The organism is Streptomyces sp. NPDC104202, from assembly GCF_055584185.1.
Window position 1 is genome coordinate 98,326 of record NZ_JBVJMN010000010.1, and the last position, 25,252, is coordinate 123,577.

Here is a 25,252-nt window from a genome sequence, read left to right on the forward strand (position 1 = left end):
TGACCCCCGGCGCACCGCGCCGGGGTCACAGTTCGCCGGGGAGGGTCCTCCAGAGGTGGGTGCGGTCCGGGGCGGCCCTGAGGGCGTCCAGGACGGCCGGGTGCGGCTCGGCCCACAGCTCCGGGTAGTCCACCTCCCCGAACTCCGGGCGTACGGTCCAGGCCAGCCGCTCCTCCGCGAGCGAGAACCGGGCGTCGACGCCGGGCTTGTTCCCCCGTACGTCCTGGCGTGCCCAGCGCCCGCCGGGCAGCAGGACGGCGACGAGGCCGTGGACGGCCGGGTTCGAGCCGTCGTCGTCGGCGAGCCGCTGGTAGCAGAGGGCGGCCGGGATGCCCCGGGCCCGCAGGAGCGCGGCGTACGCGATGGACTTGGCGTAGCAGATGCCGGTGCGCTGCTCCAGGACGTCGGAGGCGCGCCAAGTGACCCGGGGGTCGCCGGAGTCCGCCGAGTGCGGGACGGTGTCGCGGACGTAGGCGTAGGCCGCCTCGGCATAGGCATGCACGTCGGGATGGTCCGCGGTGAGCGCTTCGGCCACGGCCCGGACCTGCGGGTGGGTATGGTCGACGGACTCGCTCGCGCGAAGGTACGCGGTGATGTCAGGGTCCTGCTGAAGGAGTTCCATGCGGGACGACCCTAGGAAAACGGCCGGACGGAGTCAATGACTTTCCGTCCGGCCGTATATTCATGCATCACTGCGGATTACCGGGCGAGCTCTTCCTTCAACGCCTGGAGGAAGGCGTCGACGTCGTCCTCCGTGGTGTCGAAGGCGCACATCCAGCGCACGTCGCCGGCGGTCTCGTCCCAGAAGTAGAAGCGGAAGCGTTCCTGCAGACGCCGGGTGACGTCGTGCGGCAGCCGGGCGAAGACCGCGTTGGCCTGCACCGGGTAGAGGATCTCCACCCCGTCGACCTCGCGCACCCCGGCCGCGAGCCGCTGCGCCATCGCGTTGGCGTGGCGGGCGTTGCGCAGCCAGAGGTCCTTCGCGAGGAGCGCTTCGAGCTGCACCGACACGAAGCGCATCTTCGAGGCGAGCTGCATGGACAGCTTGCGCAGGTGCTTCATGTGGCTCACCGCGTCGGGGTTGAGCACCACGACGGCCTCGCCGAAGAGCATGCCGTTCTTCGTGCCGCCGTACGAGATCACGTCCACGCCCACGGCGTTGGTGAAGGCGCGCATCGGCACGTCCAGGGAGGCCGCCGCGTTGGCGATCCGGGCCCCGTCGAGGTGCACCTTCATGCCCTTGGCATGGGCGTGCTCGACGATCGCACGGATCTCCTCGACCGTGTAGACCGTGCCCAGCTCGGTGTTCTGGGTGATCGAGACGACCTGCGGCATCGCCCGGTGCTCGTCCTCCCAGCCCCATGCCTGCCGGTCGATCAGCTCGGGGGTGAGCTTGCCGTCCGGGGTCGGCACGGTGAGCAGCTTGAGGCCGCCCATCCGCTCCGGCGCGCCGCCCTCGTCCACGTTGATGTGGGCGGACTCGGCGCAGATCACGGCACCCCAGCGGTCGGTGAGCGCCTGGAGGGCGGTCACGTTCGCGCCGGTGCCGTTGAAGACCGGGAACGCCTCGGCGGTGGGGCCGAAGTGGCTGTGCATGATCCGCTGGAGGTGGTCGGTGTACGCGTCCTCGCCGTAGGCGACCTGGTGGCCGTCGTTGGCGAGGGCGAGTGCGGCGAGCACCTCCGGGTGGGCGCCGGCGTAGTTGTCGCTGGCGAAGCCCCGGACCGACGGGTCGTGGTGACGACGTGCGTCGGTCCTGGGGCCGAGGGCCGCTGTCACGGCTTGGGGGTCAGCCACAGACGCTGTCCATTCACTTCCTGGGCGGGCTTGTCCCACAGGCCGGCGATCTCGTCGGCCAGGTCCTTGACGTCGGTGAAGCCCGCGAACTTCGCGCTGGGGCGCTCGGCGCGCATGGCGTCGTGCACCAGCGCCTTGATCACCAGGATGGCAGCCGCCGCCTGCGGGCCCTCGTCGCCCCCCAGCTTGCGGAAGGAGTCGGCCATGGCGAGCGTCCACGCCTCGGCGGCCGCCTTGCCGGCGTTGTACGCGGCGTTGTTGGCGAGCGGCTTGTGCGCGCCGACCTGGCTGACCAGCGCGTAGCGGCCGCGGCCGCCGCTGCGCAGCAGTCCGTCGTGGAAGGCCAGCGAGGTGTGCTGGACCGTGCGGATCAGGAGCTTCTCCAGGAAGTCCCAGTCCGCGAGGTCGGACTCGGTGAAGGAGGGGGCTCCGCGCCAGCCGCCGACGAGGTGCACCACTCCGTCGATCCGGCCGAACTCCTTCTCGGTCTTCGCGGCCCAGTCACGCGTGGCGGCGAGGTCGAGGAGGTCGACGGTGTCCCCGATGACCTTGGCCCCGCCGTGGGCGTAGCGGGCGGCGTCGACGGCCTCCGCGAGGCGCGCCGGGTCCGCGTCGGAGCCGACGACGGTGGCGCCGGCCTCGGCGAGGCGGATCAGGGTCGCGCGGCCCGCGGGGCCGGCCGCGCCGGCGACCGCGATGACGGCGCCGTCGAGCGGCCCGCCGTTTCCGTTGGCGTTCATGGTCGACGCCTCCTCCGTGTGCTCCGTCGATTCGCTCACGCGGCGGCCCGCTCAGAGACGTCGGCGGCGGTGATCCCCTTGGTGTCGGCGATCACGCCCTTCAGCTTCTTGGCGAGGGCCTCAAAGAACATGCTGAGCGGAAACTCGTCCGGAAGCACGTCGTCGACGAGCTTGCGCGGCGGGAGGGACAGGTCCAGGGCGTCGGGACCCTTGGCCCACTTCGATCCCGGGTGCGGGGCGAGGTAGGTGGAGACGAGCTCGTACGCCTTGAACCAGTGGACGAGCTTGGGGCGGTCGATGCCCTCGCGGTAGAGGGTCTCGATCTCGGCGCAGAGCTGGTTGGTGACCTGCGGGGCGCGCTGCCAGTCGATCTTGAGGGTGTTGTCCGTCCAGCGCACCACGTCGTGCTTGTGGAGGTACGCGAAGAGGAGCTGGCCGCCGAGACCGTCGTAGTTGCGGACGCGGTCGCCGGAGAGCGGGAAGCGGAACATCCGGTCGAAGAGGACGGCGTACTGCACGTCGCGGCCGTGCGGGTTGCCCTCGGACTCCAGCTTCACTGCCTCCTTGAAGGCGGTGAGGTCGCAGCGGAGCTCCTCCAGGCCGTACATCCAGAACGGCTGGCGCTGCTTGATCATGAAGGGGTCGAAGGGCAGGTCGCCGTGGCTGTGGGTGCGGTCGTGGACCATGTCCCAGAGCACGAAGGCCTGCTCGCAGCGGGTCTGGTCGTCGACCATCGCGGCGATGTCCTCGGGCAGCTTGATGCCCAGGGTGTCCACGGCGGCCTCGGTGACCTTGCGGAAGCGGGCGGCCTCACGGTCGCAGAAGATGCCGCCCCAGCTGAAGCGCTCGGGGGCCTCGCGGACGGCGATGGTCTCGGGGAAGAGGACGGCCGAGTTGGTGTCGTACCCGGCGGTGAAGTCCTCGAAGGTGATGCCACAGAAGAGCGGGTTGTCGTAGCGGGTGCGCTCCAGCTCGGAGAGCCACTCCGGCCAGACCATGCGCAGCACGACGGCCTCGAAGTTGCGGTCCGGGTTGCCGTTCTGCGTGTACATGGGGAAGAGCACGAGGTGCTGGAGCCCGTCCACGCGGTCCGCGGCCGGCTGGAAGGCCAGCAGCGAGTCCAGGAAGTCCGGGACCTCGAAGCCGCCCTCGGCCCACTTGCGCAGGTCGGAGACGAGCGCGCGGTGGTAGGCGCCGTCGTGCGGGACCAGCGGGGAGAGCTGCTCCAGCGCGGCGACGACGCGGTCGACGGTCAGCCCCACGACGGAGCGCGCGGGCGCGCCCTCGGCGTCGAGGTCGACGGACCCGTCGGGGCGCTGCCAGGCGCGGATCTCCTCCACGGCATTCTTGAGCTCGGGCCAGGCCGGGTGGTCGATCACCCGGGCGTCGGTGGCTATGCCCCCACCAGTCACGTCCTGCACAAGAATTTCCGTCATTCCTCTTCCTCCACAGGAGAACCTCGCGTCAACCCACGTTAACCACTGACGGTTCTCCACCACAAGGGGAGCAAGAGAAATTATCCTGCCTGACCCCCCTGCCGACGGAAGTTTTTCCTGTCAGGCAGGGAGGAGGCCACGCTTCCGCCGCAGAGATCAGTGCAGCGGCTTGATCAGCAGCTCGAACTCCAGATCGTCTCGCTGCGGCACGCCGAAGCGCTCGTCTCCGTACGGGAACGGCGTCATCCGGCCGGTGCGCCGGTAGCCGCGCCGCTCGTACCAGGCGATGAGCTCCTCGCGCACGGAGATCACCGTCATGTGCATCTCGCGGACGTCCCACAGCTCGCGCACCCGGCGCTCGGCCTCCGCGATGATCTGCTTGCCCAGACCGCCGCCCTGGAGCTCGGGACGGACCGCGAACATGCCGAAGTACGCTGCCTCGCCGCGGTGCTCCAGCTGGCAGCAGGCGATGACGTCCCCGTCGCGCTCCACGACCAGCAGACGGCTGCCCGGGGTGGTGATGACGGCGGCCACCCCGTCGGGGTCGGTCCGCTGCCCCTGGAGGAGGTCCGCCTCCGTCGTCCAGCCGCCGCGGCTGGCGTCGCCCCGGTAGGCCGACTCGACGAGCGGGACGAGCGCGGGAACGTCGTCCAGGACCGCCTCTCGATAGCTGATCCGGCCGGTCTCCTGGGACGTGGCGGTCTCCATGTGGGCGGGGCTCCCCTCGGGCGCTGAGGCCTGTGCGCTGACGATCGCCGTGCGCGATCGTCCCGAGCCTAACGCGCGCGCCTCGCACTCCCCCTCGTACATCCGTGCGCGCCCGTGCGCCCGCGTGCCGGTCCCGGGCCGCGGGCATTCCTCCCTGGACGGGACGGCGTCGAGGGGGAGGTGTTCCGTGCACGGACCGGCCCTGTCCGGGTGGCTGCTGGTCGCGCTCTGCGCGGCGACCGGCCTCTCCTGCCTGCTCCGGATGCGGGCGTCCGCCGGGGAGGACCGACGCGTCGCGGGCGGCGAGGCGGTCATGGGCTTCGGGATGGCCGCCATGGCCGTGCCCGCCGCGGCCCTCTCGCCGCCGGAGTGGGGCTGGGCGCTCTACGCGGCGGTCTTCGGCGGCGCGACCCTGCACGGCCTTCCGGCACTGCGACGGGGCGGCCACCACCTGCACCATCTGATCGGGTCGCTGGCCATGCTCTACATGGCGGTGGCGATGGCCGCCCCCGGCGCGCCGGGGGCGCACGCGGCGCACGCGGCCGTGACGGGACCGGCGGGCGGCATACCCGTCCTGACGGGCACGCTGCTCCTCTACTACACGGCCTACGTGCTGCGCGCGGGCACCCGGCTCGTCCCGGTGGCGGCCGGCGGCGGTCCGGGCCCGGCGTGGGCGGCGCGGCCGGAGTTCACGCTCGCCTGCCGGCTCGCCATGGCGCTCGCGACCCTGGCCATGCTGGTCACGCTCTGAGCCCGGAGGGCGCGGCGACCGAGCCCGGAGGGCCGGCGGAGGGCTCGGGGGCGGCGGTCGCGGGCCGGGTGCGGCAGGGTCCGGCGTCCAACGAAACCGTGGCGTACGTCACTTGCCCCGCGAGGCCGTATCCCCGGCCGAACCGCCCTCATAGGCTGACGCCATGTGGGTCTCCCTCGCACTGCTCCTGCTCGGCGTCCTGACCGCCCTGGCGGCCCCTCGGCTGCTCTCGCGGGCCGACTGGGCGGAGCGAGAACCCGTGGTCGCCCTGTGGGTGTGGCAGTGCGTGGTCGCGGCCGTCCTGCTCAGCTTCGCCCTCTCCATGACCCTCAGTGCCTCCACCGCCTGGCAGGCCGTCCGGGGGCAGCTCTTCGCCCCCGCGCCGCGCGCGGTGGTCGACGCCTACGAACTCGGCACCACCGGGCCCTGGTCCGGCGTCCTCGCCGTCGCCCTGGCGGCCGGCGGCGCGTGGTCCGGGGCGATGCTGGGCCGGGAGATCGGGCGGGCCCGCGCGCGGCGGCGGCAGCGGCACTGCGACCTCCTCGTCCGCTCCCCGCTGCTGCCCGGCGAGCAGCCGGGCGGCGAACGGCTCGTGGTCCTGGAGGGCGAGCGGCCCGACGTCTGGTGGCTGCCGGGCGCCACGCCCCAGCTGGTCATCACCACGGCGGCGCTGCGGCGGCTGAAGGGACGACAGCTCGACGCGGTGCTCGCCCACGAACAGGGCCACGCGCGCGCCCGGCACGACTGGCTGCTGCACTGTTCGGCCGCACTGGCCGAGGGGTTTCCCGGCATCCCGGTCTTCGCCGCCTTCCGCGAGGAGATGCACCGGCTGGTCGAACTGGCCGCCGACGACGTGGCCTCGCGCCGCTTCGGCCGTCTGACCATCGCGCTCGCCCTCGTCGAACTCAACGAGGACCGCGGGGTGTTCGGCCCGGGCCCCGGCCCGGACGGCGATCTGCCGCAGCGCGTGAACCGGCTCCTGACGGCCGCGCCCCGGCTCACCGCCGGACGCCGTCTCCGCCTCACGGCCGCCGCCTCCCTCGTCCCGGTGGTGCCGGTCCTCGTCGCCTTCGTGCCGGCGCTCAGCGCGCTCGGCTAGGCCGTCTCGTTCGTATCCTGCCGGTTGAGCCCGTGGCGTCCGGTGCCGTGGATCGCAAGGCGGAGAGGCTGCCGCGTACGGGGCGTCCTCGGGTGCCTCGACGACGCGGCGGGAGGCGGTGCCGGGCGGCACGGGTCAGGCAAGACACGAAAGGGATGCCCATCCGCGGCGCGCGGGGCGCGCACGGACGGTCCGCCGAGGCGCTCCGTCGGGCAGGATCGGCCCATGCGCACCTCCGCCGTGGTCTCCGGCGCCCTGTCCGTCCTCCTGCTCGTCCTCGTCGCCGTGGGGTGGCCGCCCCTGCTGGCGTTCGACCGGTCGGTCGCCACCACGCTGCACCGGAGCGCCCTCGCCCATCCCGGTTTCACCCACCTCAACCGCGTCCTCACGGACTGGGTGTGGGACCCGTGGACCATGCGCGCCCTGGCCGCCGCCGTCGTCGTCCTGCTCTGCTTCCGGCGCGCGTTCCGCCTCGCGCTGTGGGTGGCGGTCACGACCCTGGTGGCCGCCGGCCTCCAGCAGGGCATGAAGGCCCTGGTGGGCCGCGAGCGGCCGGAGTGGACCGTCCCGGTCGACTCGGCCCGGTACGCGGCCTTCCCGTCCGGGCACGCGATGGCGGCGACGGTGACCTGCGGACTGGTCCTCTGGGTCCTGGCGCTCCACTGGCGGCCCGAGTGGCGCGGCTGGGGCGTCATCGCGGGCGCCGCGCTCGTCTCGGTCGCCGGCGTCGGGTGGACGCGGGTCTACCTGGGCGTGCACTGGCCGTCGGACGTCGTCGAGGGATGGCTCCTCGGCTGGTGCTGCGTGGCCGTGGCCGTCCTCACCTACCGGTGGAGCGGAAGCCGGCCGGCGCGGACCGCGGCGGGGGACGGCTCGTCCGGCGGGCTCCCCGGAGACGGCCGGACACCCGGCGCGGACCCGCCCGGCGGCCCGGCCGACGGGCGCGGAGCGGAGAAAGAACGATGACGCCGCCTGTTCTGGACGATCCCCCGTGTCGCCCAGAACAGACGGCATGCCCGACGACCCACCACACAGGCGGGCCGACCGGCTGCGCCGAGTATATTGGCTGGCAGCCAGTCAACGCAGGAGCCCAGCATGTCCCCGCGTAGCCCATCGGTCAATGAAGAGCTCCGACGACGGTCCCGTGAGCGCATTCTGCAGGCCACCGTGGACCTCGTCGGCACGAACGGCTACGAGGCGACCACGCTCGGCGACATAGCGGAGCGGGCCGGCACGGCGCGCGGTCTCGTCTCGTACTACTTCCCGGGCAAGCGCGAGCTGCTGCAGGCGGCGGTGCACCGGCTGATGCACCTCACGCTGGAGGCGGGGCTCGAACGCGAGCCGCGCACGGAGGACGGGCGCGAGCGGATGGCCCGTGCGATCGACGCGATCCTGGGCCTGGCGGCGACGCGGCCGACGCTGATGCGGACCCACATGGCGGGCATCCTGCAGGCCGACGGGTTCGTGCAGTGCCAGGAGCAGCAGCGCCTCGCGTTCCTGCTGCGGGACACGGTCACGCGGTACGGCTCGCCGGACGTGGACACGGACTATCCGCTGCTGCGCGCGCTGCTGATGGGCGCCGTGGTCGCGGTGCTGCTGCCGGGCGCCCCGATGCCGCTGGCGCGTCTGCGGGCGGAGCTGTTCCACCGGTACGGGCTGGACTGGGAGATGGGTGCGCCGCCGGACGGAGGTCCGCCCGGCGGCGCGCCGGCGTCCGGGCCCTCAGCGGGCCCGCACGGTCCGGATCAGTCGTCGAAGTCGAAGTAGTCCGGCTGGGTCTGGACGTTGAGCTCGTCCATCCGGATGCGCTTCGCGGGGTCGGTGCGGCGGTCGGAGATCTTCAGGACGTCGAAGCCCTTGGCGATGTCGTTCGAGTAGATGTAGCCGTTGTAGTAGTACGCCGACCACGAGCCGCCGGTGGCGAGGGTGGTCGCGGAGACCGGGCCGCGCTCGAAGTAGGCGATCTCCTTCGGGCGGGAGGAGTCGGTGAAGTCCCAGACGGAGACACCGCCCTGGTACCAGGCCTGGACCATGATGTCCTTGCCCTTCACCGGGATCAGCGAGCCGTTGTGGGCGACGCAGTTCTCGGTGTCGGCCTGGTGGCGCGGGATCTTGAAGTAGCTGCGGAAGACGAGCTTGCGGTGCTTGCCCTTGCCGACGATGTCGTAGATGCCGTCGGCACCGCGATGGGGGCCGACCACGGCGTTGCAGGTGGCCGCGCCGCCGCCGCCGAGCTCGTCGGTGAAGACGACCTTGTTCGCCTTCTGGTTGAAGGTCGCGGAGTGCCAGAACGCGAAGTTCACGTTGTCCTGGACCCGGTCGATCACGCGCGGGTGCTCGGGGTCCTCGATGTCGAAGAGGATGCCGTCACCCATGCACGCGCCGGCCGCGAGGTCCTGCTCGGGGAGCACGGTGATGTCGTGGCAGCCGGTGGTCTTGGAGACACCCGGGTTGGTGGGCGCGCCCGGGTTGCCGCCGCCGTCCGGGCCCTCGCCCGGGAAGAGGACGGGGAAGTTGACGACCGCGGCCTTCTCCGGCGCCTTGCGGGGCACCTTGATGACCGAGATGCCGTCGTGCGGGGGCTGGCAGTCGGGGAACGCGGCGCTGGGCGAGTACGAGGAGACGTAGATGTACACGTCCTTGCGCTTCGGCAGGATCGTGTTCGTGTGGGATCCGCAGGCGGTCTCGACGGCGGCGACGTACTTCGGGTTGGCGATGTCGCTGATGTCGAAGATCTTCATGCCCTCCCAGGATTCCTTGACCGAGGCGGGCTGCGTGGTGCTGGCGCAGGAGTTGTCGCTCCGGGAGGAGTCGGTGGAGAGGAAGAGCAGGTCCCCGGAGACGGAGACGTCGTTCTGGGAGCCCGGGCAGAGGACCTGGGCAACGGTCTTCGGGGCCTTCGGGTTGCTGATGTCGAAGATCCGGAAGCCGTCGTAGTTGCCGGCGAAGGCGTACTTGCCCTGGAAGGCGAGGTCCGAGTTGATGCCCTGGAGGGCGTCCTTCGGGATGTTCACGAGGTGCTCGATGTTCGCGCTGTGGACGATCTCGTCCACGCCGGGTATCTCGCCGCTCCGGATGGCGGAGCGCGCCTCGGCCGCCTGCTCGGCGGAGACCTTGCCCTGGACGGGCGCGTCACCGGGGTCGGGCGTGGCGGCCGCGGGGCCTGCCACGAGCATGGCGGCCAGCAGTCCGGCGGCGGCCGATGCCACGCCCAGACGTCTGATCCGTGCACGCGGGTCTCGCGTGTCGTGCGTCGTACGCGGGGTACGCAACGAAGTCACTCCGTCCTCCCTGGTATCCGTTCAGCCTTGAACGGGTGTTGGACCCCGGCAGTATCTTCCTTGCCGTGCACATCTCAACAGATGGCAACACAGACGTAATGAAGGTTTTTGATCGACCGGTCCGAGAAAAGTGCTAGGAACGGTCCTTGTCCCCGCAAGAACACCTGGAGGTCGCGTTGTTGATCCGCCGTCAGCGTGCTGCCGTCGCCGTGCTCGTGTCCGCCGCCGCCGTACTCGCCCTGGCCGCCTGCGAGTCGGGGACGGACGGGGCCGCGCCGCAGGCCGCGGGGTCGACCGCGAACACGGTGGTGGCGCCGGGGAAGCCCGGCGAGCCGGCCCGGCGGATCTCCCCCGAGGAGGCCGCCCGGCTGCTTCCCGACGAGAGCCCGAACAGCGCCGACTTCCGTTATGTACAGATGATGATCGTCCACCACCGCCAGGCCCTGACCATGACGGCCCTCGCCCCGCAGCGGGCGAGTTCCCCGCAGGTCAAGAAGGTCGCGGAACGGATCTCGGCGGCTCAGCAGCCGGAGATCGGCGCCATGGAAGGTTGGCTGAAAAACAACGGCGGTCCGCGCGAGCAGGGCGGCCACGACCATCACTCGATGCCCGGCATGGCCTCCGAGGCCCAGCTGAAGGAACTGGCGGGCGCGAAGGGCAGGGCCTTCGACGCGCTCTTCCTGAAGCTCATGATCACGCACCACCAGGGCGCCGTGACGATGGCCTCGGAAGCCCTGGGCGAGGGCAACAACAGCCTCGTGGAGGAGATGGCGAACGACGTGATCGCGCAGCAGACCGCGGAGATCAGCCGGATGCGGTCGCTGTAGTCACGGCCCCGCGGGAGTCACGGGAGGACGGGCGGGGACGGCAAGCGGCGGACCCGGAGGACGGGCGGCCCGCCGGGCCGCCGCCCGGGGCCGGGTCCTCCCGGACCACGGGACGGTCCGGGGAGGTCAGGCCGTCCCCTCCTCACCCTCGCCCGCGTCGTCGCGCGCCGCCTGGGCTCCCGAGGACGCCAGGACGGCGTCGAGGAGGCCGGGGAAGAGGGCGTCGAGGTCGTCCCCGCGCAGCGCGTTGAGCTTGGCCGTACCGCGGTATGTCTGCCGGATCACGCCGCTCTCGCGCAGCACCCGGAAGTGGTGCGTCGTCGTCGACTTGGTGACCGGGAGGTCGAAGCAGGAGCAGCTCAACTCGGCGCCCTCGCGCGCCATGTCGCGCACGATCCGCAGCCGCACCGGGTCAGCGAGCGCGTGGAGCACCGCCTCCAGGCGGATCTGCTCGCGGGCGGGGTGTTCGAGGGCGCGGGCGCTGGTCGTGGTCGTCATGGCGGCGGCTCCACTTCATCCGGGTGCGCCCATTGTACGAGAACCCTCGTAGTTTGACAGTTGCCGTACTACGATGCGTATCGTACGAGTGTCGTCGAGGCACCCCGAAACGGAGTCCGTCATGAGCGTCGCCCTGTTCGAGCCCTACACCCTGCGTTCCCTGACCGTGCCCAACCGGGTCTGGATGGCGCCCATGTGCCAGTACTCCGCGGAGACGACCGGGCCGAACGCAGGCGTCGCCGGCGACTGGCACTTCGCCCACTACGCCGCCCGCGCCACCGGGGGCGCGGGACTCGTCCTCGTCGAGGCGACCGCCGTCGCGCCCGAGGGCCGGATCAGCCCGGCGGACCTGGGGCTCTGGAACGACGCCCAGACCGAGGGCCTGCGGCGCATCGCGGGATTCCTCAAGGAGCACGGCACCGTCCCCGGCATCCAGATCGGCCACGCCGGCCGCAAGGCGTCCACCGACCGCCCGTGGGAGGGCCGCGGCCCCGTCGCGCAGGGCGGTGACGGCTGGCAGCCCGTCGGCCCGAGCCCGGTGCCCTTCGCCGAGGGCTACCCGGTGCCGACCGAGCTGACGGTGGACGCGATCCGGGAGATCACCGCCCGGTTCGCCGACGCCGCCCGCCGGGCCCTCGACGCCGGCTTCGAGGTCGTCGAGGTGCACGGCGCCCACGGCTACCTCATCGGCGAGTTCCTCTCCCCGCACAGCAACCGCCGCACGGACGAGTACGGCGGCTCCTTCGAGAACCGGACCCGGCTCGCGCTGGAGGTCGTCGACGCCGTGCGCGCCGTGTGGCCCGAGAAGCTGCCCGTCTTCTTCCGCGTCTCCGCCACCGACTGGCTGGAGGAGCAGGGCTGGACGGTCGACGAGACCGTCCGCTTCGCCGCGCTGCTCCGCGAGCACGGCGTGGACCTGCTCGACGTCTCCAGCGGCGGCAACGGGGGACCGGCGGCGATCCCGGTCGGCCCCGGCTACCAGGTGCCCTTCGCCGCCCGCGTCAAGGCGGAGACCGGGCTTCCGGTGGCCGCCGTCGGCCTCATCACCGAGAGCGGGCAGGCGGAGAGGATCCTCGCCGACGGCGAGGCCGACGCGGTGCTGCTCGGCCGCGAGCTGCTGCGCGACGCCTCCTGGCCGCGCCGCGCCGCCCGCGAGCTGGGCGCCGAGACCCACGCGCCCGCCCCGTACGCCTGGGCCATCTGACCCGGCGGGACCGCCCGCCGGGCCCCGCCGGGGACCTGCGCGCGGCCGGTGTGCGCACCCTCCGTGACCGGGGGCGGGTGTGTCCGGGGGCCGTTGTCAGTGGGCGGGTGCAGACTGGCCCGTATCCGCGACAACGGCGTCCTGGAGGTGGCAGACATGCCCGACGTACTCCTCACCGTAGGCACCCGCAAGGGGCTCTTCATCGGCCGCAGGCACGACGGACGATGGGAGTTCGACGATCCGGGCTTCCCCGCCCAGGCGGTCTACTCGGTCGCCATCGACACCCGGGGGCCCGCCCCGCGGCTGCTCGTCGGCGGCGACAGCTCCCACTGGGGGCCCTCCGTCTTCCACTCCGACGACCTCGGCAGGACCTGGACGGAGCCGGCCCGGCCCGCCGTGAAGTTCCCCGAGGACACCGGCGCCTCCCTGGAGCGCGTCTGGCAGCTGCATCCGGCCCCCGACCACTCCCCCGACGTGGTCTACGCGGGGACCGAGCCCGCCGCGCTCTTCCGGTCGGCGGACCGCGGCGAGTCCTTCGAGCTCGTCCGGCCGCTGTGGGAGCACCCCACCCGCTCCCGGTGGGTGCCCGGCGGCGGTGGCGAGGCCGTCCACACCGTCGTGACCGACCCCCGGGACCCGGACGCGCTGACGGTCGCCGTCTCCACCGCCGGCGTGTTCCGCTCCCGCGACGGCGGGGCCGCCTGGGAGCCCTCCAACCACGGCGTGTCCGCCGTCTTCCTGCCCGACCCGAACCCCGAGTTCGGACAGTGCGTCCACAAGATCGCCCAGGACGCGGGCGACCGCGACCGGCTCTACCTCCAGAACCACTGGGGCGTCTTCCGCAGCGACGACGCGGGCGGCAACTGGTCCGACATCGGCTCCGGCCTCCCCTCCGACTTCGGCTTCGCCGTCGCCGCGCACCCCCACCGCCCCGACACCGCCTACGTCTTCCCGATCACCGCCGACTCCGACCGGGTCCCCGCCGACCACCGCTGCCGCGTCTACCGCACCACCGACGCGGGAGCCACCTGGGAGCCCCTCACCCGCGGCCTCCCCGACGGCGACCATTACGGCACGGTCCTGCGCGACGCCCTCTGCACGGACGACGCGGACCCGGCGGGCGTCTACTTCGGCAACCGCAACGGCGAGGTCTACGCGAGCGACGACGACGGCGACAGCTGGACCCGCCTCGCCGAACACCTCCCGGACGTGCTGTGCGTGCGGGCCGCGGTGATCTGAGGACCACCGCCGTCGCGCGACGAGCACCGCGCTCGGCCCGGCCGGTTCAGCGGCACGACTCCGCGAGGGCGGTCCCGCATCCGGGGAACTCCCGTGCGGCCGCCGCGACGGTCTCCGCGGCCGTCGCCCGGCGGTCCGGGGCATGCGGAGGGCGTCGCCGTCGAGGGCGTCGTCGCCCGTCCACGCGCGGAACCACTCCGTCGTCGCGTCAGGGCAGGCGCCAGTCGACGGGCTCGGCGCCCTGTTCCAGGAGGAGTTGGTTGGCACGGCTGAAGGGGCGGGAGCCGAAGAAGCCGCGGTCGGCGGACATCGGGGACGGGTGGACCGACTCGACGGCGGGCAGGTCGCCCAGGAGCGGGCGGGCCCGGCGGGCGTCGCTGCCCCAGAGGATGGAGACGAGCGGCTTGCCGCGGGCGGCGAGGGCGCGGATGGCCTGCTCGGTGACCTCCTCCCAGCCCTTGCCGCGGTGGGCGGCGGGCTTGCGCGGAGCCGTGGTGAGCGCCCTGTTGAGGAGGAGGACGCCCTGGCGGGTCCAGGGGGTCAGGTCGCCGTTCGACGGCCGCGGCAGGTCGAGGTCGGTGTGGAGCTCCCGGAAGATGTTCTCCAGGCTGCCGGGGAGCGAACGGACCTCGGGAGCCACCGAGAAGCTCAGCCCCATCGCCATCCCCGGTGTCGGATAGGGGTCCTGACCCACGATCAGGACCCGCACCTCGTCGAAGGGCTGCTGGAAGGCCCGCAGCACGTTCTGCCCGGACGGCAGGTACGTGCGCCCCGCGGCGATCTCCTCCCTCAGGAAGTCGCCCATCTCCGCCACACGGCCCGCGACGGGGCGCAGGGCCTCCGCCCAGCCGGGCTCCACCAGTTCGTTCAAGGGTCGCGCTGTCACGGTCCGTCACTCTACCGGCCTACAGTGACAACGGGCCCGGAGCGCTGCGCGCGGGGCCCGCCCTGATCGACAGCACACCCCCTAGACTCCGTGCCCTCCCGACCCTTCGGCAGCGAGGACGGTGCACCGTGGACCCCGAGGACCCTGAGGACTCCGTGGACTCCCTTGATTCCGTGGACGGACATGCCGAGGGCCTGGTGGTCGGTGTCGACTCCGGCGGTTCGGGGCTGCGGATCGCCCTGGCCGACGCGGCGGGCGGCGCGGTGCTCGGCACCGTCGCCTCGCGCGAGCCCGTGCGCACCGAGCCCGGCGGGATCTCCGCCGCGCACTTCCTGGAGCAGGTCCTGCCGGCGGTGCGGGAGCTCGTGGCACAGCACGGGGCGGCGCGCCCGGTGCTCGCCGTCGCCGTGGGCGCCGCGGGCATGGCGACGCTGGGCGGGGAGCTGCGCGCCGAACTGCCGGCAGCCTTCGCCGGGGCGTGGGGGGCGCGGCGGGTCGCGCTGGCCGCGGACGCCGTCACCGCGTACGCCGGGGCGCTCAAGCAGCACCCCGGAGCGGTCGTCGCGGGCGGGACCGGAATGATCGCGCTCGGCACGGATCTGACGTCCTGGCGGCGGGCCGACGGCTGGGGGCATCTGCTGGGCGACTGCGGCAGCGGCGCCTGGATCGGCCGGGCCGGTCTGGAGGCGGCGATGCGGGCCCACGACGGGCGGCGGGGCGGCTCCGCGGCGCTGCTGGACCGGGCGGAGAAGCAGTTCGGCCCCGCGGCGGGGCTGCCGGGCGCGCTCTACCCGCGCACGGACCGGCCCGCGGTGCTCGCCTCGTTCGCGCCCGAGGTGGGGCGGTGCGCGGCCGGTGACCCGGTGGCCGCCGGCATCCTGGTCCGGGCCGCACGGCACGTCGCCGAGGCCGCCCAGGCCGTGTGCCCGGCCGGACCGGGGGCCCGGGTGGCGCTGACCGGCGGTCTCTTCCGGCTCGGCGACCCCCTGCTCGTCCCCCTGCGGACCGCGCTCGCGGAGCTGGTCCCGCACGCCACCGCGGTGACCGCCGCGGGGGACCCGCTCGCCGGGGCCGTCGCCCTCGCCCGGGGGCTCGCGGGCGGCACGCTGCGGCTGCCGGAGGATCCGGCGCTGCTGCGCCTCTTCGGCGGCGCTCCGGCGTAGAGAAGGTCGGCGGCACGGCGCGCCTCGCCAGGACATCCGCCCAGGTGAGGGCCGGTCTCGGGGGCCGGAGCGGCCGGGAACGGACAACGGGAACGGACATACGGGGGCAGAAGGCACGCGACGGCACCTCAGCCGACGGCGCCGTGGACGAAACCAGTAGCATGCGGCGCCATGAGCTCCCCCACTGGGCCTGCTTCCGGCCTGCCTGTACGAATGCCTCGACCCCGCCAGTCCGGGCGGCACCGTCGCCCCGAACCCGCGGCGGCGCCCGAGGGCGCTCCCGCACTGGTTCTCGCCGTTCCCGGCGTCCCGTCCGCCGCCATACGCTCGCTGGCCGAAGAGGTCGTGAGCATCGCCCGTTCCGAGCTTCCCGGCCTGGAGGCCGTGATCGGCTTCCTGGACGGCGACGACGCCGAATACCCCTCGCTGGCCTCCGTCCTGACCTCGGTCGACGCCCTGCGCGCGCAGCGGTACGAGCTGGCCGTGGCCGCCGGCCGCGAGGTCGCCGCCCCGACGGGTCCCGCCGCGGTCGTGGTCCCGCTCCTCGCGGGCCCGGACAGCGCCCACATGCGCCAGGTGCGCCAGGCCGTCATGGACGGCGGCAACACCGCCGAGCTGACCGACGTCCTCGGCCCCCACCCGCTGCTCGCCGAGGCGCTCCACGTGCGCCTCTCCGAGGCGGGTCTGGCGCGCGCCGACCGCGCCCGGCTGTTCACGGTCGCCACGGCCGCCGACGGCATCATCCTGGCCACCGTCGGTGGCGAGGAGGCCGTGCAGGCCGCCGGGATCACCGGCATGCTGCTCGCCGCGCGCCTCGCCGTGCCGGTGATGGCCGCCGCGCTCGACCAGGAGGGTTCGATCTCCTCCATCGCCGACCAGCTGCGCGCCGCCGGCGCGGAGCAGCTGGCCCTCGCGCCGTACCTGATCGGCCCGGAGCTGGCCGACGGCCTGCTCGACGTGGCGTCGAAGGAGGCCGGGTGCGCCGCCGCCGAACCGCTGGGCGCCTACCCGGCCATCGGCAAGCTGGTGCTCTCGCAGTACACGGCCGCGCTCGGCATCCCGACGCAGCAGGCGCAGGGCCCGTCGCTCTAGCAGGCCGCCGGCGCGCCCGTCGCGCCCCGCGGGAAAGGGCCCGCACCGGATGTCCGGTGCGGGCCCTTCCGCGTGCCCGGACGCCGTCGGCGGCGGAGCCGGCCGGGTCAGCCGAAGACGACGCAGGAGGCCGCGGGCGCCTCGATCGAACCCGCGCGGGCGGGGACGCCGCTCTCGGGGTCGAGGGTGAACCAGGTGACGTCGCCGGAGCGCTCGTTCGCCGCGTACAGGTGCCGCCCGGACGGGGCGAGGGCGAGGTCGCGCGGCCAGGTGCCGCCGCAGGGCACGGTGGCGGTCAGCGCGGCGGAGGCGCCGTCCGCGTCGAGGGCGAGCACGGCGAGGGTGTCGTCGCCGCGCACGGCGACCCACAGGAAGCGCCCGTCGGGGGCGACGACGACCTCGGAGGGGTAGCTCGGCCCGGTCGTCCCCTCGGGGACGACGGCCGTCTCGCCGAGGGGTGCGAGCACGCCCTCCGCGGCGTCCCAGCGGCAGACCGTGAGGGTGGGCTCCAGCTCGTTCAGCACGTACGCGTGGGTGCCCGCCGGGTGGAACGCGAGGTGGCGCGGGCCGGTGCCGGGGCGCAGCCGGGTCTCGGAGTGGAGGGTGAGCGCGCCGCTTCCGGGGTCGAGGGCGCAGATCCGGACGGAGTCGGTGCCCAGGTCGACGCTGACGACCCAGCGGCCGCTGGGGTCGGGCAGGACCTGGTGGGCGTGCGGGCCGCGCTGGCGGGCGGCGACGGGGCCGCTGCCCTCGTGCGTCAGGACCGCCGTGGCGGGGCGGGCGGTGCCGTCCTCGGCCAGCGGCAGGGCGGTGACGCTGCCGGAGGTGTAGTTGGCGGTCAGGAGGTGACCGGCGGCGAGCGCCAGGTGCGTGGGGGCCGCCCCGTCGACGGGGACGGGCGCGCCGAGCGGCACGGGCACGGGGCCGGCGACGTCGAAGGCGGCGACCGCCCCGGCCTCCGTCTCGGAGACGGCGTGCAGCACGGTCCCGGCCAGGGCGAGGAACGAGGGGTCGGGAACGGCATCGCTCCCACCGGTCACCGCCAGTGCGCCGGTCTCCTCGTCCACCCGGGCGGCGAGCACCCCGCGCCCGCCGCCGGACGTGAACGATCCGATGTACGCCCGTACCCCGCCCCGTGCCGCCTCCGTGCCGCTGCCGCCCATGGCGCCTCCCCTGCACTGGGGCCGGTCGCGGTCGACCGGCCCTCGTCGTCGTCCGTCGGGGCGACGGTAGCAGGCGGTCTAGACCAAAGCGGGCGGGGTGGGCGGGGCGCCCGGACCGCGATGGCCGGGCCGGGGCGGGGCGACGGGCCTGGGGCCGGCGGTCCGGGCGACGGGCACGGGCACGGCGTTCCGGACCGGCCGCCGGTCCCGTACCGGCGTTCCCGACCGGCCGCCGGTCCCGTACCGGCGTTCCCGACCGGCCGCCGGTCCCGTACCGGCGTTCCCGACCGGCCGCCGGTCCGGCTCCGGCGACCGGGCACCGCGGCCACGCGGGGTCGGTCCGGGCGGCCCGACGGGCACGGGCCCGGCGACGGCGGCACCGACGGCGCGGCGCCGGGGGCCCCGGCCCCGAGGGGCGCGGTGGGGGACGGCGGCACCGACGGCGCGGTACCAGGGCGCCGTCGGTCCGGCCCGTCCCGGTACCGGGAACAGGCGGCTCAGGCGGCCGGGACGAGGGGGGCGCGCGGGGAGGTGCGGAGGGGAGCCGCGAGGTCGACGAGCGCCTGTTCCAGGCCGTGCAGGTGACCGAGGGCGGTCTCGGCGCCCGGGTGGTGGTGCGGGACGCCCTCGGCGGCCGCCGCCTCGGCGGGGAGGGGCCGGTCCGGCGGGACGAGGGCGTGCACGGCGGCCTCGACGCGCCAGGCGGCGGCCGCCAGCCGGGCGTCGTGCGAGGCGTCCCGGTCGGCGGCGACCGCGGCGAGACCCCGGATCTCCCGCGCGCAGTCGTCGAGCAGCGCGAGGACCCGGCGGGCCCGGGCCTTACGGGCGCGCAGCGGGCTGAGGGGGTGCACCAGGGGGGCCAGGGAGAGCCGGACCCGGCCGAGGAGCACCTCCAGCTCGCGGGCGTGCGGTGCCGGGTCCGCGGTGGGGTCCCCGGCGAGCCGGCGGGCGGCCGCCGTGGTGCAGGTGTGCACGCAGGTAACGGCCCGCTCGATCCACGCGTTGGTGGCGGCGTGCGTGGTCACCGGCAGCAGGGCCACGCCGATCGCCGCGCCGATCGCGCCGACGGCGGTCTCCTGGAAGCGCAGCAGGAGCAGTCCGGGGTGGAGGACGCCCAGCAGGCCGTACAGCAGGCCGGCCATGACGGTGACGAACAGCATCATCCAGCTGTACGAGAGCGGGGCGGTGTAGAAGATGCCGAAGACGCAGACCGCGACGAGAAGCGCGGTCGGGGCGGGCGCGCCGCCGAGCGGGACGGCGATCAGGAATCCGGCGGCGATGCCGGTGACGGTGCCGAGGACGCGGCGGAAGCCCCGGACGAGGGTCTCCCCGCGCGAGGCGGTGTTGACGAAGATCCACCAGGCCGTGCCGACGGCCCAGTACCAGCGCTCGTGGGAGATCAGCTGGCCGGCGGCGAGCGCGATCGCGCAGGCCGCGGTGGCCTGGACGGCCTGGCGGGTGGTGGCGCGGGCCAGGCCGGAGCCCGGCAGCGGGGCGGGCGCGGCGGGCGGCGGGACGCGGCGCTCGATGCACCAGGCGCCGAAGCGGACGGCGCCGGCGGCCAGGAGCGCGAGGGCGACGGCGGCGTACAGCTCGGGGAGCTGTGCGGGGAGCGCGTGCAGGAACTGGGTCACGAAGAACTGCATGAACGCGAAGATGCCGAGGGCGTGGCCGCGGGGCCCCCAGCGGCGGGCGTACACGCCGGCGAAGACGACGAGGAGCCAGGTGAGGTCGCGGAGCGCCGGAGCGTCGTGCAGCAGGGTCGCGAGGGCGAGGACGGGGAAGCCGACGGTCGGCAGCAGCGCGGTGGTCACGGCCTGCCGGCGCACGGTGGGGTCGGCGACGGTGAAGAGGGCCAGCAGCGCGGCCAGGCCGGCGGTGATGGAGGCGACGAGGGACAGACCGCACAGTTCGGCCAGGGCCACCGCGAGCGCGATGCCGAGGACGGCGCGCAGCGAGGTCCGGAGCCGGACGAGCCCCGGGTCCGGGGCCATGAAGTACTTCCGCACGGCGGCCAATCCCGCCCCCCTTGATCTGTTCCTCGGCGCGCGAGTCTCCCCGGGGGTGGTGGGGGCTCGGACACGACGAAGGCACCGCGGGCCGGTCCGGCCTCGTCGCCGGACGGCGCTGCGCGGCGCCGAAGGTATGTGATGGCTACAAGGATAGACAGAAGGGGGCACGACGGCTCAACCGGCGGACACATCACTGGGCCAATGGCCCAGCACTGTGGGGTCGGGAGTGACCGGGCGGGGCCATTGGCCCACGCGGCCGGGCCCTCGCCTCGACGGCGTGGCGGGGGTCACGTCGCGCGCCGCCGCAGGACCCTCCTCACCTCTGTCGGCACCCCCGGAGCGGATCGTCGCGTTTCGGCCGGATCCATGGGGGCGAAGTCGGCCACGGTTGTTCACTTAACGAATGACCGCCATCGTTGCCGTCCTGTTAAGTGTTTACTTCTTGACCATCCGTAGCGGGGCCGCGTTGACTTCGGGACACCTCGGCCGCAATGTCGCGGCCTCGTCAGGGAGGCAACCCACATGAACGCAGGGACGCGTCGTGCCGTCATAGCGACGGCCGCGGTCTCGATGGCTCTCTCGCTCGCCGCCTGTGGCCAGGCCGGCGAGGAGCAGAGCCAGGACAAGGGCAGCACGACCAAGATCGGCCTGCTCCTCCCGGAGAACACCACCTCGCGCTACGAGGCGCTCGACAAGCCGCAGTTCGAGCAGGCCGTCAAGGCTGCCTGTCCCCGCTGCGAGGTCGTGTACAACAACGCGGTCGGCGACGTGGTGAAGCAGAAGCAGCAGTTCGACCAGCTGGTCGCCGCCGGCGTCCGGGTCATCGCCCTCGACCCGGTGGACGCCGGGAAGGCGGCGGGCTGGGTCGAGGAGGCCAAGGCCCACCGCGTGAAGGTCGTCGCCTACGACCGCGCGATCGCGGGCGCCGACGCCTACGTCAGCCACGACAACAGCATGGTCGGCGAGCTCCAGGGCGAGGCCCTGCTCACCGCCCTCGGCAAGAAGGCGGCCACCGCCCGCGTCGTCATGATCAACGGCGCCGAGAAGGACCCGAACGCCGGGCTCTTCAAGAAGGGCGCCCACATCTCCCTCGACGGCATGGTCGGCAAGATCGCCTACGAGGCCTCCGGCGAATGGGACCCGAAGATCGCCGGCGAGAAGATGACCGCCGCCATCTCCAAGCTCGGCAAGAAGAAGATCGACGCGGTCTACTCCGCCAACGACGGCATGGCCGGCGGCATCGTCACCGCGCTGGCGAACGCCGGCATCAAGGGCATCCCGGTGGGCGGCCAGGACGCCGAGCTCGCGGGCATCCAGCGGATCATCGCCGGGACCCAGACCTTCACGATCTACAAGTCGCCGCTCGAACTGGCGCCCAAGGCCGCCGAATTCTCCGTCGACCTGCTGAAGGACCTGCCGATCCGCCCGCAGACCCACACCGACGGCGTCCCGTCCATCCTCCTCGACCCCGTGGTCGTCGACCGGAGCAACATCCGGACCACGGTGGTCAAGGACGGCATCTACACGGCCGCCGAGCTCTGCACGAAGGACCTCGCCGACGAGTGCGAGGAACTCGGCATCGAGTAGCCCAGCCCCGCGCCCGTGCCCCGCGGACCTCCTCCCGCGCGGCAGGCGGCGCCGCCCCGACCCGGCCGGTGCCGTACGTCCCCCTGCGTACGGCGCCGGCCCGGCCACGGAAGCCGGCGGACCTCCCCGGGCCTCCGCCGCTCCTACCCCGGCCGTCCCGGCTTCCGCCGTCTCCACCGGTGGGGCAGCTCGTCCCCGACCATCCGGCCGGCCAGCGCTCCCCCGAAGACCACGACGCCGACGGCGACGAGCCAGGTCTCGATGACCAGGAAGGCGCCGAAGGGCCCGTACGTGACGGCGCTGGACGCGATCAGGGGCGAGAAGACGAGCCGGGAGAAGATCCTCAGGCCGAGCAGCCCGAGGGCGGTGCAGAACGCCCCCGGGAGCAGGGCGAGCCAGGTGACCCGGCCGCCGAGCAGCAGCCGCTGGGACCACCAGAAGAACAGCACCCCGCTCACCAGCGTGGCGGCCCCGCGGGCCGAGCTGTCCCGCCCGAACGGCGAGACCGCGAACAGGTAGAGCGTCCCGATCAGCACGGCCAGCCACAGCGCGTGCCGCCACCGGGCCCACCACCGCGAAGGCGCCAGGTCCCAGACCTTCTCGTACCCGCTCTGCACCACCGTGCCGAAGGAGAGCCCGAACACGGCGAGCAGCGCCAGGCCGAACCCCGTCGTGGTCCGCCGCACCTGCCCCGGCAGGGCGAACAGCCGCTCGATCTCCGCCCTGGCCGGGCCCGACACCCCGATCCCGTCCCCCAGCCACTGCGCGAACCCCTGGCCGCTGCCCGCACCCGCCGCCGACACGACGACCAGCAGCGGCACCAGCGTCAGGAACCCCAGTGCCGCGAACCCCAGCGCCCGCGGCCACAGCCCCAGGTCGTCCACCCTCGCCCACCGGTGGCCCGCCCTCAGCCGCCGCACCGCACTCCGCGCCCGACCGCACCACGCCCCGAGCCGCCCGGCCGTCATCGCCCCGACACGCCCGCCGCACCCGACGGCCCCGCGACGGCCGCACGCGGGACGAGCGCACTCCGGACGACGGCATTCGGCACGAGCATGACGCGCTCCAGGGGACTTCCCGTCCCTCCACGGTAGGACCGGCGCGGGACCGCGGCACCAGGAGCCCGGCCCGGCCGGCTCCGTCCGTCAGGACGTGGAGAGGCAGTGGTCGGTGCGGCTGGTCTCGGTCGGCCGGCGCGGCGGCGCCATGCGGGTCGGGGCGTGGTGCACCGAGGCGGAGGGCACGGACGCGGCGGGGGCTTCTTCCCGGGCGGGTGCGGGCGTCTCGGTCGGTTCCGGGGCCGTGACCCGCTCGGGCGTCGCGGGGCGCGCGGGGGCCGGGGCCGGGGCGCCCTGCCGGGGACGCGGCGCCTCGGGGTGGGACGGCGGCACGTACGCGTGGCGGGAGTGGATCAGGGACGTCCAGCTCGCGGGGAGGAGCTCGCCGCCGCCGACGGGTTGGCGTTCGAAGACGGAGAGGACGTCGGCCGGGGTGGGGCGGGCCGACGGGTCCAGCCGCAGGAGGGGACGGACGAGGTCGTCCAGCTCCGGGGGCAGGTCGCCGAGCGCGACCTCGGCCCGCTGCACGCGCGCGAGGAGCAGGAAGGCGTCGGCACCGGGCGGGTAGGGCGGCCGGCCGGTCGCGAGGTGGTGGAGGGTGGCGCCCAGGGCGTACACGTCGGGTCGACGTCTCCCCGCGCGCCTGCTCCGGCGAGGTGAAGGCGATCGTGCCGAGCGTGAGGGACGTACGGGCGAGGTCGACGGCGTGCGAGATGCCGAAGTCGATGAGGCGGGGCCCGGAGAGCGGCAGGAGGACGTCGGCCGGCTTCACGTCGCGGTGCACGATGTCCGCCCGGTGGAGGTCCACCAGCGCCTCTGCCGTCCCGGCGGCGATCCAGCGTACGGCCGCCGCCGGCAGGGCGCCGCCGGCGCGGACCAGGTCGGCGAGGGAGGGCGCGGGGACGTACTCGGTGGCCATCCACGGCCTGGGAGCGTCGGCGTCCGCGTCGAGGACGGGCACGGTGAACACGCCGGTCACCCGGCGGGCCAGGGCCGCCTCGCGGGCGAACCGGCGCCGGTCGGACGCGGCGACCTCGCCCTCGGCGAGCAGCGTCTTGACCGCGACGAGGCGGCCGCTGACGGTGCGGGCGAGGTAGACCCGGCCCATCCCGCCCGCGCCCACCCGCCCGATCAGCCGGTACGGGCCGAGCCGCTCCGGGTCGTCCCCCTGCAACGGCCGCAACCACGGCGCACCCGTCATGACGCTCCTGTTCCCCCTCCCCCCCGGCCCGGAGCCCCGTGATCCGGACGCACCGGCCGTACGGGATGCGGCGCGGGCGCATCGGTACAGTCGGGAATCAGATGTGTTCGCCCCCGTTCGCCGGATGTGGACGGTTCGAAGCGGTTCGGCCGGGCGAGCGGTGACCAAGGAGGCCCACGGGGCATGGCGGTGGACGAGCTCGACACCCGCATCCTGCGGCTGCTCATCGAGGAGCCGCGGACGAGCGTGCGCGAGTACGCGCGGATCCTGGGGGTGGCGCGGGGCACCGTGCAGGCCCGGATCGACCGGCTGGAACGGGACGGCGTGATCACCTCCACCGGACCGGTCCTCTCCCCCGCCGCGCTCGGACACCCCGTCCTCGCCTTCGTGCACGTCGAGGTGACGCAGGGCCGGCTCGACGAGGTCGGCGACGCGCTCGCCGGGGTCCCCGAGATCGTCGAGGCGTTCTCCATCACCGGCGGCGGCGACCTGCTGACCCGGGTGGTGGCGCGCGACGCCGGTCATCTGGAGGACGTCATCCAGCGGCTCATCCGACTCCCCGGCGTGGTCCGCACCCGGACGGAGATCGCCCTGCGCGAGCGCGTGGCGCACCGGCTGCTGCCGCTGGTGGAGTCGGTCGGCCGACGGGCCGGGACGCCTGCCCCCTGACCTCGGCGGAGGGACGGCGTGCGGCCGGGACGAGGCCGGGTTCACGCGTCCTGCGTCGTGGCGGGAGGCCGGCGCCGGTGCAGGGACCGGGCGGGCACCGACCCGCTTCCGGGCCGTGTCCCCCGCCGGGAAATCACGGGCGCCCGGACGGCGCCCTGTGCGAGGGTACGAGCGCCCTGTCCCCCGTGATCCGGAGCGTCCGATGGCCGAACCCGTGCCCGCCCGACTGGCCCCTCTGCTCGCCGAGTTCGACTTCGCCCGGCAGCGGCTCACCGACCGGATGGCCGGCCCGGTCGTGGACAGCGGGAACGGCACGGAGGTCGCGGTGGGCCCGATGACCGACGCGGAGTATTTCTGGGAGCCGGGGCCAGGCTGCTGGTCGGTGCGGCGCCGGGCCGACGGACCGGGGCCGCGGGCCACGGTCCTGGCGGGCGCGGGCGCGTTCGGCCGGGACTCGGCGGCGCCGCCGCACCCCGCTCCGCCGCCGTTCACGACGATCGCGTGGCGGCTGACGCACCTGAGCGAGCTGCTCGCGCTGCGCGCCGACCACACGCACGGCAGCCGTTCGCTGACCCGGGACGACTACGAGGTCAGCGGCGACGCGGCCACCGCCGTCGCGGCCTTCGACGCGGCGGCCGGCTCCTGGCGGGAGTCCCTGCTCGCCACCGACGACACGGTCCTGGACACCGTGGGCCACAGCACGTATCCGCACGGCGGCGACTCCGAGGAGGCGTTCGTCGACGTCGTGTGGTGGGTGAACCAGGAACTCCTGCACCACGGCGCGGAGATCGCGCTGCTCCGGGACCTGTACCGGCTCGGGCACGCGGGCGCCTGACCCGGC

General features: G+C 74.1%; 24 protein-coding genes and 1 pseudogene. 12 read left to right on the top strand and 13 right to left on the bottom strand.

All coding sequences use genetic code 11. From position 1 onward, the window contains the following. Positions 1-25 precede the first annotated feature (25 nt). The 5 genes from ACZ60W_RS09865 to ACZ60W_RS09885 form a co-directional block, all read right to left on the bottom strand. On the bottom strand, positions 26-622 hold the full coding sequence (locus ACZ60W_RS09865; RefSeq protein WP_469754828.1) for a transglutaminase-like domain-containing protein: 597 nt from the start codon (positions 620-622) through the stop codon (positions 26-28). A gap of 77 nt (positions 623-699) precedes the next feature. Continuing rightward, positions 700-1,779 (bottom strand): threonine aldolase family protein, encoded by a 1,080-nt coding sequence (locus ACZ60W_RS09870; RefSeq protein WP_469754885.1) that lies wholly within the window; start codon positions 1,777-1,779, stop codon positions 700-702. Next, on the bottom strand, positions 1,776-2,537 hold the full coding sequence (locus ACZ60W_RS09875) for an SDR family NAD(P)-dependent oxidoreductase (protein WP_469754829.1): 762 nt from the start codon (positions 2,535-2,537) through the stop codon (positions 1,776-1,778). Before ACZ60W_RS09875 ends, ACZ60W_RS09870 begins: the two co-directional genes overlap by 4 nt. Before the next feature lie 35 nt (positions 2,538-2,572). Beyond that, positions 2,573-3,973, bottom strand: coding sequence for a DUF6421 family protein (locus tag ACZ60W_RS09880; RefSeq protein ID WP_469754830.1), 1,401 nt, complete (start codon positions 3,971-3,973; stop codon positions 2,573-2,575). 156 nt (positions 3,974-4,129) lie between these two features. After that, a complete protein-coding gene (locus ACZ60W_RS09885; protein WP_469754831.1) occupies positions 4,130-4,681 on the bottom strand; it encodes a GNAT family N-acetyltransferase in 552 nt (183 codons plus the stop codon). A gap of 187 nt (positions 4,682-4,868) precedes the next feature. Between ACZ60W_RS09885 and ACZ60W_RS09890 the strand changes: the two genes are divergently transcribed. From ACZ60W_RS09890 to ACZ60W_RS09905, 4 genes are all read left to right on the top strand, one after another. Beyond that, entirely contained in the window at positions 4,869-5,432 is a 564-nt protein-coding gene (locus tag ACZ60W_RS09890; RefSeq protein WP_469754832.1) for a DUF5134 domain-containing protein, read from the top strand. A gap of 163 nt (positions 5,433-5,595) precedes the next feature. Then, positions 5,596-6,531, top strand: a complete 936-nt coding sequence (locus tag ACZ60W_RS09895; protein ID WP_469754833.1) for a M56 family metallopeptidase — start codon at positions 5,596-5,598, stop codon at positions 6,529-6,531. A gap of 225 nt (positions 6,532-6,756) precedes the next feature. Beyond that, a complete protein-coding gene (locus ACZ60W_RS09900) occupies positions 6,757-7,497 on the top strand; it encodes a phosphatase PAP2 family protein (protein ID WP_469754834.1) in 741 nt (246 codons plus the stop codon). Positions 7,498-7,626: 129 nt separating this feature from the next. Continuing rightward, on the top strand, positions 7,627-8,298 hold the full coding sequence (locus ACZ60W_RS09905) for a TetR/AcrR family transcriptional regulator (protein WP_469754835.1): 672 nt from the start codon (positions 7,627-7,629) through the stop codon (positions 8,296-8,298). Here the strand turns inward: ACZ60W_RS09905 and ACZ60W_RS09910 are convergent. Beyond that, positions 8,277-9,707, bottom strand: coding sequence for an LVIVD repeat-containing protein (locus ACZ60W_RS09910; protein ID WP_469754886.1), 1,431 nt, complete (start codon positions 9,705-9,707; stop codon positions 8,277-8,279). The genes ACZ60W_RS09905 and ACZ60W_RS09910 overlap by 22 nt on opposite strands. A 281-nt stretch (positions 9,708-9,988) precedes the next feature. On the opposite strand from ACZ60W_RS09910, the gene ACZ60W_RS09915 reads away from it, so the two are divergent. Beyond that, positions 9,989-10,639, top strand: a complete 651-nt coding sequence (locus ACZ60W_RS09915) for a DUF305 domain-containing protein (protein ID WP_469754887.1) — start codon at positions 9,989-9,991, stop codon at positions 10,637-10,639. A 126-nt stretch (positions 10,640-10,765) separates the two neighbouring features. On the opposite strand, the gene ACZ60W_RS09920 is transcribed toward ACZ60W_RS09915, so the two are convergent. Beyond that, complete coding sequence (locus tag ACZ60W_RS09920; protein WP_469754836.1) at positions 10,766-11,137, bottom strand: ArsR/SmtB family transcription factor; 372 nt, start codon at positions 11,135-11,137, stop codon at positions 10,766-10,768. Positions 11,138-11,258: 121 nt separating this feature from the next. Between ACZ60W_RS09920 and ACZ60W_RS09925 the strand changes: the two genes are divergently transcribed. Next, on the top strand, positions 11,259-12,341 hold the full coding sequence (locus ACZ60W_RS09925) for an NADH:flavin oxidoreductase/NADH oxidase (RefSeq protein WP_469754837.1): 1,083 nt from the start codon (positions 11,259-11,261) through the stop codon (positions 12,339-12,341). 156 nt (positions 12,342-12,497) lie between these two features. Further along, positions 12,498-13,580 (top strand): WD40/YVTN/BNR-like repeat-containing protein, encoded by a 1,083-nt coding sequence (locus ACZ60W_RS09930; protein WP_469754838.1) that lies wholly within the window; start codon positions 12,498-12,500, stop codon positions 13,578-13,580. A gap of 208 nt (positions 13,581-13,788) precedes the next feature. Here ACZ60W_RS09930 and ACZ60W_RS09935 read toward each other — a convergent pair whose 3' ends face one another. Beyond that, entirely contained in the window at positions 13,789-14,466 is a 678-nt protein-coding gene (locus tag ACZ60W_RS09935; protein ID WP_469754839.1) for a uracil-DNA glycosylase, read from the bottom strand. Positions 14,467-14,639: 173 nt separating this feature from the next. On the opposite strand from ACZ60W_RS09935, the gene ACZ60W_RS09940 reads away from it, so the two are divergent. Both ACZ60W_RS09940 and ACZ60W_RS09945 read left to right on the top strand, forming a co-directional pair. Continuing rightward, on the top strand, positions 14,640-15,629 hold the full coding sequence (locus ACZ60W_RS09940) for an N-acetylglucosamine kinase (RefSeq protein ID WP_469754840.1): 990 nt from the start codon (positions 14,640-14,642) through the stop codon (positions 15,627-15,629). A 171-nt stretch (positions 15,630-15,800) separates the two neighbouring features. Beyond that, a complete protein-coding gene (locus tag ACZ60W_RS09945) occupies positions 15,801-16,721 on the top strand; it encodes a sirohydrochlorin chelatase (protein WP_469754841.1) in 921 nt (306 codons plus the stop codon). A gap of 107 nt (positions 16,722-16,828) precedes the next feature. On the opposite strand, the gene ACZ60W_RS09950 is transcribed toward ACZ60W_RS09945, so the two are convergent. After that, a complete protein-coding gene (locus ACZ60W_RS09950; RefSeq protein ID WP_469754842.1) occupies positions 16,829-17,884 on the bottom strand; it encodes a lactonase family protein in 1,056 nt (351 codons plus the stop codon). 497 nt (positions 17,885-18,381) lie between these two features. Further along, the gene (locus ACZ60W_RS09955) at positions 18,382-19,878 is read right to left on the bottom strand and encodes an FUSC family protein (protein ID WP_469754888.1); all 1,497 of its coding nucleotides are present in this window, start codon (positions 19,876-19,878) and stop codon (positions 18,382-18,384) included. A 540-nt stretch (positions 19,879-20,418) separates the two neighbouring features. Between ACZ60W_RS09955 and ACZ60W_RS09960 the strand changes: the two genes are divergently transcribed. Beyond that, positions 20,419-21,483 carry a sugar ABC transporter substrate-binding protein gene (locus ACZ60W_RS09960; RefSeq protein ID WP_469754843.1) on the top strand — a complete coding sequence of 355 codons (1,065 nt, stop codon included), beginning with the start codon at positions 20,419-20,421 and terminating at the stop codon, positions 21,481-21,483. Positions 21,484-21,626: 143 nt separating this feature from the next. Here the strand turns inward: ACZ60W_RS09960 and ACZ60W_RS09965 are convergent, their stop codons facing one another. The 3 genes and pseudogenes from ACZ60W_RS09965 to ACZ60W_RS09975 all read right to left on the bottom strand — a co-directional run. After that, complete coding sequence (locus tag ACZ60W_RS09965; RefSeq protein WP_469754844.1) at positions 21,627-22,451, bottom strand: YhjD/YihY/BrkB family envelope integrity protein; 825 nt, start codon at positions 22,449-22,451, stop codon at positions 21,627-21,629. A gap of 177 nt (positions 22,452-22,628) precedes the next feature. Then, a complete protein-coding gene (locus tag ACZ60W_RS09970) occupies positions 22,629-23,159 on the bottom strand; it encodes a serine/threonine-protein kinase (RefSeq protein WP_469754845.1) in 531 nt (176 codons plus the stop codon). A gap of 25 nt (positions 23,160-23,184) precedes the next feature. Further along, positions 23,185-23,742, bottom strand: a pseudogene (locus tag ACZ60W_RS09975) (serine/threonine-protein kinase); the annotation flags it as partial. Positions 23,743-23,925: 183 nt separating this feature from the next. Here ACZ60W_RS09975 and ACZ60W_RS09980 point away from each other — a divergent pair. Continuing rightward, on the top strand, positions 23,926-24,411 hold the full coding sequence (locus ACZ60W_RS09980) for an Lrp/AsnC family transcriptional regulator (protein WP_469754846.1): 486 nt from the start codon (positions 23,926-23,928) through the stop codon (positions 24,409-24,411). 202 nt (positions 24,412-24,613) lie between these two features. Next, positions 24,614-25,246: a DinB family protein gene (locus ACZ60W_RS09985; protein ID WP_469754847.1), complete on the top strand. Its 633-nt coding sequence runs from the start codon at positions 24,614-24,616 to the stop codon at positions 25,244-25,246. Positions 25,247-25,252: the final 6 nt, after the last annotated feature.

Coding starts and splice junctions, on each gene's coding strand:
- ACZ60W_RS09950 (WP_469754842.1), bottom strand. CDS start 17,884: ATGGGCGGCAGCGGCACGGAGGCGGCACGGGGCGGGGTACGGGCGTAC.
- ACZ60W_RS09865 (WP_469754828.1), bottom strand. CDS start 622: ATGGAACTCCTTCAGCAGGACCCTGACATCACCGCGTACCTTCGCGCG.
- ACZ60W_RS09875 (WP_469754829.1), bottom strand. CDS start 2,537: ATGAACGCCAACGGAAACGGCGGGCCGCTCGACGGCGCCGTCATCGCG.
- ACZ60W_RS09920 (WP_469754836.1), bottom strand. CDS start 11,137: ATGACGACCACGACCAGCGCCCGCGCCCTCGAACACCCCGCCCGCGAG.
- ACZ60W_RS09925 (WP_469754837.1), top strand. CDS start 11,259: ATGAGCGTCGCCCTGTTCGAGCCCTACACCCTGCGTTCCCTGACCGTG.
- ACZ60W_RS09985 (WP_469754847.1), top strand. CDS start 24,614: ATGGCCGAACCCGTGCCCGCCCGACTGGCCCCTCTGCTCGCCGAGTTC.
- ACZ60W_RS09910 (WP_469754886.1), bottom strand. CDS start 9,707: ATGCTCGTGGCAGGCCCCGCGGCCGCCACGCCCGACCCCGGTGACGCG.
- ACZ60W_RS09955 (WP_469754888.1), bottom strand. CDS start 19,878: ATGGCCCCGGACCCGGGGCTCGTCCGGCTCCGGACCTCGCTGCGCGCC.
- ACZ60W_RS09895 (WP_469754833.1), top strand. CDS start 5,596: ATGTGGGTCTCCCTCGCACTGCTCCTGCTCGGCGTCCTGACCGCCCTG.
- ACZ60W_RS09905 (WP_469754835.1), top strand. CDS start 7,627: ATGTCCCCGCGTAGCCCATCGGTCAATGAAGAGCTCCGACGACGGTCC.
- ACZ60W_RS09930 (WP_469754838.1), top strand. CDS start 12,498: ATGCCCGACGTACTCCTCACCGTAGGCACCCGCAAGGGGCTCTTCATC.
- ACZ60W_RS09900 (WP_469754834.1), top strand. CDS start 6,757: ATGCGCACCTCCGCCGTGGTCTCCGGCGCCCTGTCCGTCCTCCTGCTC.
- ACZ60W_RS09945 (WP_469754841.1), top strand. CDS start 15,801: ATGAGCTCCCCCACTGGGCCTGCTTCCGGCCTGCCTGTACGAATGCCT.
- ACZ60W_RS09965 (WP_469754844.1), bottom strand. CDS start 22,451: ATGACGGCCGGGCGGCTCGGGGCGTGGTGCGGTCGGGCGCGGAGTGCG.
- ACZ60W_RS09980 (WP_469754846.1), top strand. CDS start 23,926: ATGGCGGTGGACGAGCTCGACACCCGCATCCTGCGGCTGCTCATCGAG.
- ACZ60W_RS09960 (WP_469754843.1), top strand. CDS start 20,419: ATGAACGCAGGGACGCGTCGTGCCGTCATAGCGACGGCCGCGGTCTCG.
- ACZ60W_RS09885 (WP_469754831.1), bottom strand. CDS start 4,681: ATGGAGACCGCCACGTCCCAGGAGACCGGCCGGATCAGCTATCGAGAG.
- ACZ60W_RS09880 (WP_469754830.1), bottom strand. CDS start 3,973: ATGACGGAAATTCTTGTGCAGGACGTGACTGGTGGGGGCATAGCCACC.